The following is a 15,802-nucleotide window of genomic DNA, read 5'->3' as shown; positions in this document are numbered from 1 at the left end:
GGGGGTAAGCCTGGGCCGGGCCGTCCGTCCAGGACCGGCCTACGCCAGCCGAAGCTCCCGGCCTGGCAAGGAACGCCGCCGATCCGTCACCAGGATCATCGCCAGCGTCCCGATTCCCAGCCACACCACCAGCTGCACGATCCCCGACGTCAGGCCGTCCGACCCCGTCAGCAGCGAGCGCAGCGCGACCAGCGCGCCGTTGGTCGGCAGGATCCCCAGCACGGTCCCGAAGAATCCGGGCACGGTCGAAACCAGCGAAGCGCCGACAGTGAGCACGAGGATCGCGAGGGCGGCGAAGCGGCCAGGCCGTTTGAAAATCGCCACCAGTGCTTGGTTCACCACGGTGAACGTTCCCGCCACGAGGACGAGAAGCACCAGCAGGGTGACGGCCTTTCCGAAACTCAGGCCGAGGAACACCCAGAACACGCCGGTCAGGATCAAGGCGGTCAGCACCGCCAGCGTCGCGCCGGGGACGGCCGCGGCGAGGATGATCCGCCAGCTCGGTTCGCGGGTGGTGAGCACGCTCGGCGGCACCGCCTGGATCACCTGGTACGTCGCCAGCGCGCACACCCACAACGCCAGTACGAGGATCAGCGCCACCGCGCCTTCGCCGAAAGTGCCCGAACCCGACGCGTCGGCGATCGCGGGTGTGGCGGCGACCTGTTTGAGGTGATCGCGTTCGGCCTGGCTGTAGTCGGGCACCTTGCCCCGGCCGTCGTCGAGGCCCTTGGCCAGCTCCGAAGCACCGGCTTCGGCGCGTTCGGCGCCGTCGGCGGCGGTGCGGGCGCCGGTGGCGAGTTCCCCCGCGCCGGTCGAGAGGGTGGTCGCGCCACCGGCGAGCTGACCGGAACCGTCGGCGAGCTGCCGCGCACCGGAGTCGGCGGCCCTGACGCCGGCGTCGAGTTTCCGCGCGCCGTCGGCCGCCGTGCCGATGCCGCCCGCGAGTTCCTTGGACCTGTCCGCGAGCTGTTCGTTCCCGTCGGCGACCTTCTGGGAGCCCGCCGAAAGGTCCTGCACCGCCTTCTTCGTCCGCACGACGGCGTCGCGGATCTCGGCGCGTTTGCCGTCGAGGATCGCGGCATCGGCCGTGAGCTTTTCCGAAGCGGCCTTCAGATCGGCGCAGAACCTGGTGTCCTGATCGCATTTCCGCGCCAGCTCGGCGAACTTCCGTGCCGAATCGCCCGCCGTGGGCAACGCGTCGATGATCCGCACGACCTTGTCCGCCAGCGGCGAGATCTTGTCGGCCAGCTGCTTGTTGCCGTTCGCCACCTGCTGCGCCCCGTCGGCGAGTTCCCTGGTCAGCCGGGGAAGTTGCGCGGTGTCCTTCTCCGCCTTGGTCAGTCCCGACGACAACCGGCCGGATCCGGTGGCGAGCTGCCCGGTCCCGTTCGCGAGCTTGCGCGCCCCGTCCGCCAGCTGACCGGCCGCGCCGCTGAGCTTTCCCGCCCCACCGGCGAGTTCTCCCGCTCCCGCGGCCAGTTTCCCGGTTCCGTCGGACAACTGACGCAGCCCGACGACGAGCCGGTCACCGCCGTCGGCCGCGGTCACGAGCTGCTGATGGATCGAGGAGAATCCGACGTACAGATTGTCCACATAGGTCTCGACGATCTGGCGGTTCAGCGCGGTGAGCGTCGCGTTCGCGACTTCCCGGCTCGCCACCGGGTCGACGAGGCCGGTGCGCTGCGATGTCTCGACGCGCATGATCGCCTGCTTCGCGTCGAGCGGCTTCCCGGTCGTCGACGTGGCCTGCGCGGAGAAGTCCGGCGGGATGGTGACGACCGCCGAATACGTCCCGTCGGAAATGCCTTCCTTCGCGTCCTCGGCGTCGGTGAGCACCCAGGTGTACGCGGAATCCTCGCCGTGCACGAGATTTCCGGCCAGTTCCCGGCCGAGCGGGAGCACCTGGCCGTTCACCGTCACCGGCTCGTCGTTGTTGACCACGGCGGCCTTGGCCGCACCGTGGTCGCCGTCGGGCGACCAGAACGCCCACGCCAGGCCGAGTGCGACGATCACCGGGACGAGAACGATCCCGAGCCAGGTCTTCCAGGTCAGCGGGCCGAAGGCGGTCGCACGGGCGGAGCCGGTGAAGAAGCGGGACATCAGCGGACCTCGGCGGGGACGGGGGCGGGCGCCATGGCGAGGCCCGCGACGGCGGTGGTGGGCAGCAGATCCCGCACGATCGCGAGACTCTGGCAGGACACGGCGAACGTCGCGGCCCTGCTCGCGAACGCCGCTCTCAACCCGGCACGCTGCGCGGTGGCGACGACGGTGTCCAGGTCGTCGACGAAGACCAGCCCGACGCCGTCGTCGAGCGCGCGGCGGACCTCCCCGGCCGGGTCGTCGGTCTCCTTGCAGGCGACGAAGGCTACGTTCCGGCGGACCGCGTGCGCGTGCTGTGGCAGCACCCGGCCGAGGACCTTCAAGTCGCCGCGCACGTGCGGGACCCGACCGGCCAGCGCGTAGAGCAGGGCAGTCTTGCCCGCCGGGCCGGAACCGTGCACGGCGAGGATCTCCCCCGGGCCCAGGTGCAGCTCGACGTCACGGAAGACGGCGCGCCCGCGGTCGTCGTCGACGCTGAGACCGGCGGCGCTGATCACTTCCGCCGAGCCGGGTGCCGGCCAGTCGGCGAGCCGGAGTTCGTGGACGAGGCCGTCGCCCTCGGCGTCGAACACCGGGAGCTTGCGGTCCAGCCACGGCGGCAGGCCCCAGGCGCGCGGGCCCAGCAGCGCGAGGATCGCCGGGACGAGGGTCATCCGCACGAGGAAGGCGTCCACGAACACGCCGACGGCGAGACTGAACGCGATCGGTTTGATCGTGGCGCTGCCGTCGGGCACGAACGCGGCGAACACGCCCAGCATGATCACCGCCGCCGCGGTCACGACCCTCGACGCGGACACGAAACCCGTCTCGATCGCCTTGTGCGCGTCGCCGTGGTGGACGTAGTCCTCCCGGATCCGGGACACCAGGAACACTTCGTAGTCCATGGCGAGTCCGAAAAGGACACCCATGAGAATGATCGGCAGGAAGCTGATCACACTGCCGGTGCGGGTCACCCCCAGCGCCTCGGCCAGATGTCCTTGCCCGAACACGAACGACGTGGCGCCGAACGCGGCACCGATCGACAGCAGATACCCGAAGGTGGCTTTCAGCGGGACGAGGATCGAGCGGAACACCATCGCCAGCAGCACCAGCGAAAGCCCGACGACCAGGATGCCGAAAGGCAGCAGCGCGTCACCGAGCTGCGTGGACACGTCGATGCCGACGGCGGTGAACCCGGTGACCGCGGTCCGCACGCCGTACCGCTCCTGGAACTGCCCTTCCATCGCGCGCAGCCGTTCGACGAGGTCGTCGGTCGCCTCGTCGTAGGCGCCGGTGGCCGGCACGACCTGGATGATGGCGGTGTCGCCCTTGGGGTTCGGTGTGGCGAGCGGGACGACGGCGACCCCGGGCACCTTGCGGATGTCGTCGGCGATGCCGTTGGTGATCCCGATGGGGTCGGTGGTCGACAGGATGTCCGCGGTGACCACCAGCGGGCCGTTGAAGCCGGGACCGAAATGTTCGGCGACGGCGTCGTAGGCGACGCGGGCAGGCGTGCCGTCCTCGTCGGTTCCGTTGTCCGGCAAGGCGAGCCGGAGATCCAGCGCGGGCGCCGACGCCACCGCGAGCACCCCGACGATCAGCGCGATCGTGACCCACGGCGATTTCGTGGCGAGCCGGACCCAGCGGAGGCTGAAGCGCGTCTTCTTCTTGGTCTTCCGCGCCTTGCGCGGTTTCCTGGGCCGCAATCGCTCGCCGGCGAACGCCAGCAGCGCGGGGATGAGCGTGATGGCCACGATCACCGCGACGGCGACACCACCCGCCGCCGCGACACCCATCGTGGTCAGGAACGGGATCCCCGCGACGAACAGGCCCAGCAGGGCGATCACCACGGTGAGCCCCGCGAAGATGACCGCGGACCCCGCGGTGGCGGTCGCCCTCGCGATGGACTCTTCGACTTCGAGTCCCTCGGCGAGCTGATCCCGGTGCCGGGAAAGCAGGAAGAGCGCGTAGTCGATGCCGACGGCGAGCCCGAGCATGACCGCGAGCATCGGCGCCGTCGAGGAGACGGTCGCCACCGAGGTCGCCGCGTAGACCAGCGCCACCGAGACCCCGACGCCGAGGATCGCCGTCAGCAAGGGCATTCCGGCCGCGATGAACGAACCGAACACCATCAGCAGCACCACGAGCGCGATGACGAGCCCGATGCCCTCGGTGGGACTGAGCTTCGGCACCTTGTCCGAGAACGCGTCACCGCCGGTGAGCACCTCGGTGCCGTGGCCGATCCGGCTCTCGAGGTCCTGCGCGATCCCGGCGAGCGCGGTCCTCGTCGACGGCTGGATGTCGGCGAGCCCGACGTCGAGCTGCACGGTGACCAACGCGGCGCGACCGTCCTTCGACACCGCGTCGTGCACGTTCGGGTCGAAGGGATTCACCACCGTCGCGACCTGCGGAGCCCCGGTCAGCTCCGGCACCACGGCGGAGACGGAGTCGCGCACGACGGCGGAATCGGCCCGCTGCCCTTCGGGAACGAGGACGACCAGCTGCGCCGAAGTCCCGCTCACCTGAGGGAAGACCCGCCCGAGGTGGTCGAGCGCCTCCTGCGACTCGGAGCCGGGGATCGCGAACGTGTCGTCGGTGCCCTGGCCGAACAGCAGCGCCGCGCCACCCGCGACACACAGCATGACCAGCCACAACGCGGTGACCAGCACGCGCCCGCGAGCGGCCAGCCTGCCGAGGCGGTAGAGGAATGACGACACGAGCGGCTCCCGGCAGTCGTTGGATACACGGCGTATCGTAATGCACGGTGTATCCGATTCACGATGTATCCTGTCCCACAGCCGGGTGAACCGGGCCGATGCGAAAGAATGGCGAGATGACCGAGGAGCGGGGCGCCACCATGACCCGGCGCCGGGCGGACACCCGCCGACGGCTGATCGACGCGGCGTACGAGGCCTTCTCGGAACGCGGCATCCGGGACACCCCGGTCGAGCTGATCTGCGAGCGCGCCGGCTTCACCCGCGGTGCCTTCTACTCGAACTTCAGCTCGAAGGAAGACCTCTTCCTCGCCCTGTTCCAGGAGGAGAACACCCTCCGGCTCGAACGGTTCCGTGAGGCCACGGAGAGCGTGCTCGGCGCGGCCACCGTCGGCGAGCACGAAGACCTCTCCCCCACGCTGGGGCGGATCGCCGAACTGTTCATGGTCGCGCTCAACGCGGACAAGGACTGGTACCTGCTGTGCGCGGAATTCCGCACACAGGGCCTGCGGCAGCCGGAGATCCGCGACCGGATCGGCGCCGCGTTCCGGCATTTCCACACCGAACTGGGCGCGATCCTGGTCGGCACGCTCGACCGGATCGGCAGGCGGCTGACGATCTCCGCGGACGACGCGGTGCTCGTCCTGGTCGCGCTGTACGAGCAGGGGCTGCAGAACTACCTGCTGGACGGCAGCGAACTCCCCGCGGACGGCCGGTTCGTCAGCGAGCTGATCCCGAAGGTGATGGCCTCGCTCATCGTCCCGGCGAGCTGATCCGTCACGTCCGGGCAAACGGCCTGACCGGCGACGATCGCGGTTCCAGTGCCGGTTCGACGACGGCAACGCCGAGCCCTGCCCAGTCGCTCACTGGACGGCCGGCGTCACGGCTGCGCATAGCCGCCGGCCTGCGCCGATCTTGACCGTCCATAAGGGACACCAAGGCCCGCTGGCGCCCTGCTTGGGCGCTTTACCCAGGGGTCGTGAGTGGCAATGGTCGCCTTAACCTTGTGGACACGTCGCACCGAGGTCAGCCCGCAAGTCAGTCCGGAACCTGCCGTCCAGAACGGCGACCTCATCGCGAAGCCGGCGAAGACGCTTTGCCACTCACGACCCTGCGTCGCTGGCCAGTGCCCTTGTGGACACTCGGGGCCTTAAACCGCCGGCGTTCAGAGCCGGCCTGCGCTATCTCGACTTCGCCGAGACCCCTGGCCCCTCAAGAACCACTCTCGAGGCGCAAGCCTCGTTTCATCGGGATTTCATGGCTCCGCTTTACGGTTCCGGCACCGATCCGCGGCCGCGGGCCGGAGGTCCACGAGGAGACATGCATGAGCCCGGCGAGCCGGACCCCGTACAACATGGTGCTCCCCCGGGACGACGCGCCGAGCCCCGGGGAACGGGACGGGCTCGCCGGACCGGGCTGGAGCTGGGCGGCGTTCTCCACGCCGTGGGCCGACGGCCGCCCGTCGCCGAAGTACCGCTGGACGTTGTTCGAGACCGCCGCCCACGCCGTCGAAGACCTCCGTCGCTGCCTCGACGACGGCAGCATCGGCCGGCGCGGGGCTCTCTGCGCATCCGTGCTCCGCAAGCGCGGGGCACCGCGGGAACTGGTGCTGTGCGACGGCGCGGAATGGGCTTACGTCGTCCACGAGGTCCGCGCCGGGGTACACCTGGCCGACGCGGCCGACGCCTACTTCGCGCGCCGGCGGACGAGCATGGCGGGGCACCGCTTCGCGATCGTCAACGCCGGCGTACCGACTGTCTGGTGAGGTCCAGACCTTCCAGCGCGAGGGTGCGCTGGAGGGGATCACCGTCGGGGCCGATGGTGGTGAGCACCCACTCGAAGTGTTCCCTGGCGGCCACCGGATCACCCGCGGCGAGATGGGTGCGGCCCAGCCGGTTGCGGATTTCGGACTCCATCCCGACGACCGTCTCCTCGGTGACCGCCGTCAGCGCCCGCCGCTGGAGTTCGAACGCCGCGTCGAGGTTCCCCAGCTCCAGTTCCGCGGCGCCCAGGCGGGCGAGAGCGGTCGCGATCAGCAGGCCGTCCGTGGTCTCCTCGGCGAGTTCGACTGACCGCCGGAAATCCAGCGCCGCTTCGGCGAAACTGCCGGTCTCCAGCCGGACCGTGCCACAGTGGCACAGCACCCTGGCCAGCATCCCCGGGCTGCCGATCTCCTCGCTCAGCTCGCGAGCGCGGCCGAGGTGGCCGAGCGCTTCCTCGTGCTCGCCTTGCAGGTACGCGAGATACCCCAGGCCGGACAACGAGCGTTCGGCGAGCCAGCCGTCTCCCACCTCCTCGGCGAGGACCATCACCCGCCGCATCCCGTGGATGGCGAGATCGTGCCGTCCGGCGATCAGGTCCGCCATGGCAAGCCCACCCCGTGCCCGCGCCTCCACCCCGCGGTCTCCGGATGCCTGGCCCGCCTGGAGCGCCTCGTCGAACCAGCCGCGCGCCCGGTCGAGTTGCCCCTGCATGGCATAGGCGTAGCCAAGGCAGAACCGCAGCGACGAGACCAGGCGTCCGTCTTCGGCCTGTTCGGCGAGCGGCAGCGCGATCTGCAACGCCGTCCGGCATTCGTGGTATCGCTGCTGGCGCCCGAGATAGTCGACCAGGCCCTCGGCGACCGAGCACGCGAGGTCGGCCAGCCCGGCTTCGGCCGCTTGCGACACCACCTCCGGCAGGTCACCGGCCGCGTCGAGCCAGGCGGAAGCGTCACGCTGCCCGGTGAACGGTCCCCCGGTCTCCGACGGGAAACGCGCGACACCCCACTCGCTCGCCCGGCGAGCGGCGCTGAGGTAGAGCCGGTACACCCGTTTGCGAGCCGCGTCGGCGGCGTCTTCGGGCATCTCCCCGGCGAGCCGCCGGGCGTAGACCGCCACCAGATCGTGCAGCCGGTAGCGGCCGCTCCCGGGCTCCTGCACGAGGCTGGCGTCGACCAGGCTTTCCAGCCGCCGCTCGGCTTCGGCGGGCGAGCAGTCCAGCAGGGCGGCGACCGTCAGCCGGTCGAATTCGGTCGTCGGCGACAGGCCGAGCACGCTGAACGCGTCCTGCTCGGCGGGCCTCAACTGGTCGTAGGACAGGCGCAGCGCCACCTCGACGCTGCGATCCTCGGCCGTCAGCTCGCCGAGCCTGCGCTCGTCGTCCGACATCCGGTCGACCAGGTCCTTGAACGTCCACATGGGACGGTTCTGCAACCGGGCGCCCGCGATCCGCAGCGCGAGCGGCAGCCGCCCGCACAGCCCGGCGAGGGCGCGCACGGCGAACCGCTCCCCCTCCGCCCTCGGCGCTCCCACGATACGGCTGAGCAGCCGCTCGGCGGCTTCGAGGCCCAGCGCGCCAAGGGAAACGCGGCGATCCGCGTCCACCCCGGACAGCCGGCGGCGACTGGTCACCAGCACGCGGCTACCCGGCCCCGACGGCAGCAGCGGCCGCACCTGCCCGGCGGACTCGGCGTTGTCGAGCACCAGCAGCAACCGCAGCTGCGCGGTGGCCGCCCGCCATGACGCGGCCAGTTCGTCGAGATCGTCCGGCATCGCCCCGTCCTCGACACCGACCGCGCGCAGCAACCGCCGCAGCGCTCGCTCCGGCGTCACCGGCTCGCGGCCTTCGGTGTAGCCGTGGAGATCCACGAACAGCGCACCGTCCGGATAGGACTCGCGGAGCCGGTGGGCCGCGCGCACCGCGAGCGTGGTCTTCCCCGCCCCGGCGACACCGTCGACGGCGTCGACCGAGACCGACTCCGGATCGCCGTCTTCGACGAGCAGCGCGAGTTCCCGGTCCCTGCCGACGAGTTCGCCGTTGGTGGCGGGCAGTTCGTTACGGATCCGGCGGGACGGCTCGCGGCGCGGCGCGACACCGAGCCGCGTCTCGTCCCCGCGCAGCACCGCTTCCTGCACCTGCCGCAGTTCCTCACCCGGTTCGACGCCGAGCTGCTCGATCAGCCGCTCGCGGACGTCGGTGAACACCTCCAGCGCCTCCGCCTGCCGCCCGCCACCGTAGAGCGCCCGCATCAGCAACGCGGCCAGCGGCTCGCTCGGCGGATCGGCGGACACCAGCGCCGACAGCTCGCCGATCACCTCGTCGAATCGCCCGAGCTTCAGCTGGGCCCGCAGTTTCCGGCGCAGCAACAGAAGCCTGCGTTCCTCCAGCCGTCGCCGCTCCCCCTGGACGAACGCACCGGGCAGCCCGGTCAGCGGCTCGCCGTGGAACAGCCGGAGCGCGTCGGCGAAGGTGTCCACCGCGGCGACGAGGTCGCCCGACTCCTCGGCGGCGCCCGCGACGGCGGCCATCTCCTCCAGCCGGACGACGTCCAGCCGGACCCCGCCGCTGGCGAACCGGTAGCCACCGCGATCGGACACGATCACCGAGTCCCGGGGCTTCTGGCCCGAGGTGTCCAGGCATTGCCGCAGCCGCCGGACGTACACCGGCAGCACGTTGGACTCCGGCGGCTTTTCCCAGAGCCCGTCGGTGAGTTCGTAGTGGCTGACGGTCACGTCCGGGCGCAGCAGCAGCGCGGCCAGCACGGCCTGCTGCCGGACCGGCCCCAGATCCAGCCGGGTCTCCCCGTGCCAGGCCCGCAACGGGCCGAGCAGTTCGAAGCGAAGCCGCGAGTCCGGCATGATCCCCCCATCGTTGCGCATCAGCCCGGCACCACGATCCCGTGGTCGAACGCGTACACGATCGCGGCCGCCCGGTCCCGCAACTGGAGTTTGGTGAAGATCCGGCCGATATGGCTTTTCACGGTCACCTCCGAGATGACGAGAGTCGCGGCGATCTCCGCGTTGGTCAGCCCGCGGCCGATCGCCCTGAGCACGTCTTGTTCCCTCGGGGTCAGCAATTCCGGTGAGCGTCCGCCGCTGCCGTTCCCGGCGGCCTGCCGGTACGCGGCGAGCACCCGCCCGGTGACGCCGGGATCGAGCCACGCGTCGCCCGCGGCGACCGCCCGCACGGCCCGGATCAGGTCCTCGGCCGGGGAATCCTTGAGGACGTACCCGGCCGCGCCCGCACGCAGCGCGTCGGCCAAGAGGTTGTCGTCGTCGAAGGTGGTCAGCGCGAGCACCGGCGGATGACCGCCGGACCGCCGCAGCCGCCTGGTCGCCTCGACCCCTCCGACGTTCTTCATCCGCAGGTCCATCACGATGACGTCGACCTCGTGCGCGGCCAGCGCCGACGGCACTTCCGAGCCGTCGCCGCATTCCCCCGCGATGACGAACCCGTCGCGGCGCCGCAGGATGCGCCGCAGCCCGGACCGGACCAGCTCCTGGTCGTCGACCAGCAGCACCTGGATCTCGGCGGCGGTCACGGTTTGGCCCCCGGCACGGTGACCTGCACGATCCACTGCCTGCCGCTGGGCCCCGCGCTGAGATCGGCGCCGAGCTGGGCCGCGCGGACGGCCATCCCCGCCAGACCCGAACCGTCCTCCGCCGCGCGCCGGACGGTCGTGGGAAGCGTGTTGCTGACGATGAGCTTCACCCCCGAGCGGCCGGCGTTCAGCCGGACCTCGGCGGTCGCTCCGGGGGCGTGCTTGACGACGTTGACCAATGATTCCTGCACGATCCGGTAGAGGCCCAATCCGTCCGAGGCGCCTACCCGGCCGAGGTCGCCTTCCTGTGTATAGCGCACCGCCAGTCCGGCGCTGCGAGTGCGTTCCACCAGCGTGGCGATGTCCTCGACCCCCGGCAGCGGGGCGCTGCCCGACGGGGAGTCGGCGAGCAGGCCGACCGTGCGGCGGATGTCGGCCATCGCGGCCCTTCCCACCTGCTCGGCCTCGGTGAGCGCTTCGATCGCCTCGTCGACATCGCGGTCCTGCTGCAGCGCGTGCCGTGCCCCGGTCAGGTGCAGCAGCGTGATGCTGAGCGAATGGCCGACGACGTCGTGCACCTCGCGCGCGATGCGCTGCCGTTCGGCGAGCAGGGCCTTGTCGCGGGAGGCGTCCCGGTTGCCGCGTTCGGCGTCCAGCACCCTGGTGTACCAGCGGACCATGAGCCCGCCGCTGAGGCCGAGCAGGATCGCGACCATGTACACCGGCCCGCCGATCAGCCCGCCCCAGATCCCCGCCACGACCAGAACGGCCTCGCCCGCGATGGTGACGAGAGCGATCCCCCACGTCGTCCGCAGGACACTGCCCGCTTCGGTGGCCGCGACGAGCAGCAGCAACGGCGCGAAATCCGGGAGCACGGGCTCGATGAGCAGCACCGAGGCGGCGATGATCAGCGCCGTCATCCGCACCCACGGCATGATCCAGTTGGTGATCGTCCAGATCACCGACGGCGCGATCACGATCAGGCCTGCCAGCGCGATCGGCTCGGGCGGTAGCAGCGCGTCCCGCTGCACCAACGCGACCGCCGTGAACACGAAGCTCACCGCGCTGGCGCACAACGCCCCCCACCACGGCAGGGTCAGCCCGACACGGGTGAGACTGGCCTGCACCCGTGCCCGGAACCGGTCCCGCAAGATCCTCAGCACGGCATCAGCCTAGGAAGTGCCGGGAAGCGCGTCATCGTGCGGCGGGCGGCATCCGTCTCCGCCCACGGTAGGAGGCCGGACGAGCATGGTCGGATGAAATCCCGATGAAACCCCGGCGCTCATTCCTGGCTGAGCGCGACCCAGTTCAGCTTCTCCTGTTCCCGTTTCGGCAGGCCCGCGACGACCAGGTCGTAGGAGTCTTCGATCATCTCCCGGATGAAGGCGTCGGTCAGCGAGCCGTCCAGTTCGACGGTGTTCCAGTGTCTTTTGTTCAGGTGGTAGCCGGGAATGATCGCCGGATGCTCGGCGCGCAACCGGACGGCCAGGTCGGGCTCGCATTTGAGACTGATCCGCAGCGGCTTCGCCTTGAGCGGGCTGAGCGCGAACACCTTGCCCGCGACCTTGAACACGCTGTTGTCCTCCCCGAACGGGAACTCCTCGCGGGCACCGGGGAAGCCGAGGCAGATCTTCCGGAGAGCAGCAGGTTTCATGGCGTTCAGGCTAACGGCCCCCACCGACAGAAACCTGTCCTGTCCAGGGCGTTGACCGGTTGCCGGTGATTCCTTGACGATGAGTGGAGCCGACTGGTTGGAGGTGAACCGACATGCGCGTGAAGTATCTCGCCGTAGCGGGAATCCTGGCGCTGGGCTCGATGCCGAGTGCCGCGGCCGCCCCGATGGAGGGCTCCGCCACCAGCGGCTGGGTGGGCACCTGGGCGGCGGCGCCCGCGGCCGGGGTGGCCGGGACCGACAACGGCTATCCGAACTTCTCGATCCGCAACATCGTGCACACCAGCGCCGGCGGACACGAGGTCCGCGTACGGCTGTCCAACGCCTTCGGCCGTGCTCCGGTGCTGTTCGGCCGGGTGACCGTCGCGGTCGCCGCGGGCCCGGACACCCCGCAGGCCGTGCCCGGCACGATGCGCACGCTGACCTTCGGCGGGGATCGCGAGGTCACCGTGCCGGCGGGCGCCGACATCGTCAGCGACGGCGCGGCGCTGACCGTGCCGAGGGACGGCGACCTGCTGGTCACCACGTACACCCCGACGCCGTCGGGACCGGTCACCTACCACCCGCTCGCGCTGCAGAACTCGTACTTCACCCGGAACGGCGACAAGGCGGCCGACGAGTCGGCGGCCGCGTTCCCGGAGAAGACCGCGGTCTGGCACTACGTGTCCGGAGTGGACGTCCGCGGGACCGGGTTGCGGGGCAGCGTCGTCGCGATCGGCGACTCGATCACCGACGGGGCGAATTCGACCTGGGGTGCGAACCTGCGCTGGCCCGATCAGCTCGCCGACGAGATCAGCGCGCGCCTCGGCGTGCTCAACGCCGGGATCAGCGGGAACCGCCTGCTGCTCGACGGCGGCGACTACGGGGTCAACGCGCTGGCCAGGCTGGACCGGGACGTCCTGAACCAGTCCGGCGTGCGGACTGCGATCGTGTTCGAAGGCATCAACGACATCCAGCAGACCCCGCACCAGGCCGATCCGGACAAGATCATCTCGGCGCTGAAGCAGATCGCGACGAGGGCGCACGACCGCGGCCTGCGGGTACTGGGCGCGACGATCACGCCGTGGAAGGGCTGGGGTTCGTACACTCCGCGGCTCGAGGAGACGCGGCAGGCGGTGAACCGGTTCATCCGGACCAGCAGGCTCTTCGACGGCTGCATCGACTTCGACGCGGCGATCCGCGATCCCGCCGACCCGCAGCGGATCAAACCCGAATACGACTCCGGCGATCACCTCCATCCCGGCGACAAGGGCTTCGCCGCCATGGCGAACGCCGTCCCGCTGCCCGGACTCCGGCACGAATAAGGGCTGCGCCAGGCGGTTCCGTGGGGCACGATGAACTGATGGCGATCAGGAATGACTAGCGGAGACAGCGGTACCCGATCGACGGCGCGGCTGGTCCGGTTCGCCGAACACGACGCACGCGCCGAAACACTCCGCGCACAGCTCGCGGATCTCCACGGGACGATCCGGCTGGCGAAGCGGACGTCGAACCTGTTCCGGGCACGGACGGCGACCACCACACCGGGTCTGGACGTCTCGGGATTCACACATGTCCTCGATGTCGATCCCCTGGCGCGCACGGCCGACGTCGAAGGCATGGTCACCTACGAGCAGTTGGTGGACGCGACCCTGCCCCACGGGTTGATGCCGCTGGTCGTGCCGCAGCTCAAGACGATCACGCTCGGCGGCGCGGTCACCGGTCTCGGCATCGAGTCGTCCTCGTTCCGCAACGGGCTCGTGCACGAGTCGGTGCTGGAGATGGAGCTGCTCACCGGCGACGGGAGGATCGTCGTCGCGCGGCCGGACAACGAGCACAGCGACCTGTTCCACGGCTTCCCGAACTCGTACGGGACGCTCGGCTACGCGCTACGGCTGAAGATCGAGCTGGAGCCGGTCAAACCGTACGTGCGGCTCGAGCACGTCCGCTACGACGACACCGAGGAGTACTTCGCGGCGCTGGGTGAAGCCTGCCGTACCGGGTCGGCCGACTTCGTGGACGGAACGGTCTTCGGGCCGGGCGAGCAGTATCTGACTCTGGGCACGTTCACCACCTCGGCGCCCGCGACCAGCGACTACACCTGGCTCGACATCTACTACAAGTCGATCCGCTCCCGCGAGACGGATCATCTGAGCGTCCGCGATTACCTGTGGCGCTGGGACACGGACTGGTTCTGGTGCTCGCGGGCGTTCGGCGTGCAGCACCGGCTCCCCCGGCTGCTGCTGGGCAGGCGGTTGCTGCGGTCTTCGGTCTATTGGAAGGTCGTGGCGCTCGACCGGCGGTTCGGGATCGCCGCGAAACTGCTCAAGCTGCGCGGGCTTCCCCCGGAAGAGACCATCGTCCAGGACATCGAGGTGCCGCTGTCGCGGGCCGCGCAGTTCCTGGACTTCTTCCGCCGCGAGATCCCGATCAGCCCGGTGTGGATCTGCCCGCTGAAGCAGCGGCCAGGTGGCGTGAACTCGCCGCTGTACGAACTGGACCCCGAAACGCTGTACGTCAACTTCGGGTTCTGGTCCGCGGTCCCGCTGGACCCCGGCGAGGAGCCGGATACGCACAATCGGCTGATCGAGGCCGAAGTGACCCGGCTCGGCGGGCGGAAGTCGCTGTATTCCGACAGTTTCTATACCGAAGACGAGTTCTGGCGGCTGTACAACGGCGACGCCTACCGGAAACTCAAGACGGCCTACGACCCCGACGGCCGACTGCTCGACCTGTACGCGAAATGTGTGCGGCGGCGGTGACCCGGGCCGGAAGAAGAGAGACGACCATGGCTGAGACGACGACCGTCGGCAAGATCTTCGAGCGGTTGCTCGGCCCGAGCACCGAAGTGTCCATCACCGCCTACGACGGCAGCACGAGCGGGCCCGCGGGCGCGCCCGTGTCGATCGAAGTGCGGTCACCACTGGCGTTGACGTACCTGATGTCGTCGCCGGGCGACCTCGGTCTCGCGCGGGCCTACGTCGCCGGCGCGCTCGACGTCGACGGCGACCTCTACACGGCGTTGCGTGCGCTCGTTTCCCAGGTCGACCAGCTCAGCGCCGCCGACCGGTTGTGGCTGCTGCGCAAACTCGGCCCCACGCACCTGCGCCGCGTCGCCCCGCCCGCCGAGGAGCTGCCGAGCCGCCTCAAGCGCACCGTCGACGGGCTGCGGCACTCGAAAGCACGTGACAGCAGCGCGATCTCCAATCACTACGACGTTTCGAACCGGTTCTACGAGCTGGTGCTCGGGCCGTCGATGGCCTACACCTGTGCCGCGTATCCGTCCGCCGACGCCTCGCTGGAAGAGGCACAGGCGCACAAATTCGACCTGGTGTGCCGGAAACTCGGCCTCCGGCCGGGGATGCGGCTGCTGGACGTCGGCTGCGGCTGGGGCGGGATGGTGGAGCACGCCGTCGCGAACTACGGCGTCGAAGCGCTGGGCGTGACCCTTTCGCGTGAACAGGCGCTATGGGCACAGAAGGACATCGTGACCAAGGGGCTCGCGGACAAGGCCGAGGTACGGCATCTCGACTACCGCGACGTCACCGAAACGGACTTCGACGCGGTGTCGTCGATCGGGCTCACGGAGCATATCGGCGCTCGCAACCTGCCGTCGTACTTCCGTTTCCTCGCCGGGAAACTGAAGCCGCACGGACGTTTGCTGAACCACTGCATCACCAATCCGGACACCTCCGTCGCGCACCGGTCACGCGGGTTCATCGACCGGTACGTCTTCCCCGACGGCGAACTGGAGTCCGTCGGGGAGATCGCCACCGCGATGCACGACAGCGGGCTGGAGGTGCGGCATTCGGAGAATCTCCGCGAGCACTACGCCACCACCCTCGGCGCGTGGTGCGCCAACCTCGACGCGAACTGGGACGCGGCCGTCGCCGAAGCGGGCGCCGGGCGGAGCCGCGTCTGGGCGCTGTACATGGCCGCGTGCCGTCTCGCCTTCGAGCGGCGGGAGATCGAACTGCACCAGGTGCTCGGGGTGAAGGTCGGGCCGGACGGTGACTCGGGCATGCCGCTGAGGCCGGACTGGGGCGTTTAGCGGGC

The 15,802-nt window shown here is 70.1% G+C and carries 11 protein-coding genes; 5 read left to right on the top strand and 6 right to left on the bottom strand.

The annotated features are described in order from the left end of the window. Window positions 1-39: 39 nt before the first annotated feature. Window positions 40-2,100: a YhgE/Pip domain-containing protein gene (locus CVV72_RS03755; protein ID WP_219151048.1), complete on the bottom strand. Its 2,061-nt coding sequence runs from the start codon at window positions 2,098-2,100 to the stop codon at window positions 40-42. Continuing rightward, window positions 2,100-4,796: an MMPL family transporter gene (locus tag CVV72_RS03750; protein ID WP_219151047.1), complete on the bottom strand. Its 2,697-nt coding sequence runs from the start codon at window positions 4,794-4,796 to the stop codon at window positions 2,100-2,102. Before CVV72_RS03750 ends, CVV72_RS03755 begins: the two co-directional genes overlap by 1 nt. A gap of 116 nt (window positions 4,797-4,912) precedes the next feature. Between CVV72_RS03750 and CVV72_RS03745 the strand changes: the two genes are divergently transcribed. Together CVV72_RS03745 and CVV72_RS03740 are read left to right on the top strand one after the other, a co-directional pair. Continuing rightward, entirely contained in the window at window positions 4,913-5,566 is a 654-nt protein-coding gene (locus CVV72_RS03745) for a TetR/AcrR family transcriptional regulator (protein WP_219151046.1), read from the top strand. A gap of 551 nt (window positions 5,567-6,117) precedes the next feature. Further along, window positions 6,118-6,558: a hypothetical protein gene (locus tag CVV72_RS03740; RefSeq protein WP_219151045.1), complete on the top strand. Its 441-nt coding sequence runs from the start codon at window positions 6,118-6,120 to the stop codon at window positions 6,556-6,558. On the opposite strand, the gene CVV72_RS03735 is transcribed toward CVV72_RS03740, so the two are convergent. The 4 genes from CVV72_RS03735 to CVV72_RS03720 form a co-directional block, all read right to left on the bottom strand. After that, window positions 6,530-9,433, bottom strand: coding sequence for a BTAD domain-containing putative transcriptional regulator (locus CVV72_RS03735; RefSeq protein WP_219151044.1), 2,904 nt, complete (start codon window positions 9,431-9,433; stop codon window positions 6,530-6,532). The two genes, CVV72_RS03740 and CVV72_RS03735, sit on opposite strands and share 29 nt — an antisense overlap. After that, window positions 9,433-10,095 carry a response regulator transcription factor gene (locus tag CVV72_RS03730; protein WP_219151043.1) on the bottom strand — a complete coding sequence of 221 codons (663 nt, stop codon included), beginning with the start codon at window positions 10,093-10,095 and terminating at the stop codon, window positions 9,433-9,435. The genes CVV72_RS03735 and CVV72_RS03730 overlap by 1 nt, the downstream gene beginning before the upstream one ends. Beyond that, window positions 10,092-11,258, bottom strand: a complete 1,167-nt coding sequence (locus CVV72_RS03725; RefSeq protein ID WP_219151042.1) for a sensor histidine kinase — start codon at window positions 11,256-11,258, stop codon at window positions 10,092-10,094. The genes CVV72_RS03730 and CVV72_RS03725 overlap by 4 nt, the downstream gene beginning before the upstream one ends. A gap of 119 nt (window positions 11,259-11,377) precedes the next feature. Further along, window positions 11,378-11,749 carry an MmcQ/YjbR family DNA-binding protein gene (locus CVV72_RS03720; protein ID WP_219151041.1) on the bottom strand — a complete coding sequence of 124 codons (372 nt, stop codon included), beginning with the start codon at window positions 11,747-11,749 and terminating at the stop codon, window positions 11,378-11,380. Window positions 11,750-11,862: 113 nt separating this feature from the next. Here CVV72_RS03720 and CVV72_RS03715 point away from each other — a divergent pair, with 113 nt between their 5' ends. Genes CVV72_RS03715 through CVV72_RS03705 form a run of 3 tightly spaced genes read left to right on the top strand, consistent with a single transcriptional unit; the run spans window position 11,863 to window position 15,797 of the window. Next, window positions 11,863-13,071 carry an SGNH/GDSL hydrolase family protein gene (locus CVV72_RS03715; RefSeq protein WP_219151040.1) on the top strand — a complete coding sequence of 403 codons (1,209 nt, stop codon included), beginning with the start codon at window positions 11,863-11,865 and terminating at the stop codon, window positions 13,069-13,071. 51 nt (window positions 13,072-13,122) lie between these two features. After that, window positions 13,123-14,508 (top strand): FAD-binding oxidoreductase, encoded by a 1,386-nt coding sequence (locus CVV72_RS03710; protein ID WP_219151039.1) that lies wholly within the window; start codon window positions 13,123-13,125, stop codon window positions 14,506-14,508. A gap of 26 nt (window positions 14,509-14,534) precedes the next feature. After that, window positions 14,535-15,797 carry a class I SAM-dependent methyltransferase gene (locus CVV72_RS03705; protein ID WP_219151038.1) on the top strand — a complete coding sequence of 421 codons (1,263 nt, stop codon included), beginning with the start codon at window positions 14,535-14,537 and terminating at the stop codon, window positions 15,795-15,797. The last annotated feature ends 5 nt before the right edge of the window (window positions 15,798-15,802 follow it).

It is taken from the genome of Amycolatopsis sp. TNS106, assembly GCF_019330265.1.
Classification (GTDB): Bacteria; Actinomycetota; Actinomycetes; order Mycobacteriales; family Pseudonocardiaceae; genus Amycolatopsis; species Amycolatopsis lurida.
Note: the sequence above shows the minus strand (reverse complement) of the source record. Positions and strands in the feature narration are given on the sequence as shown.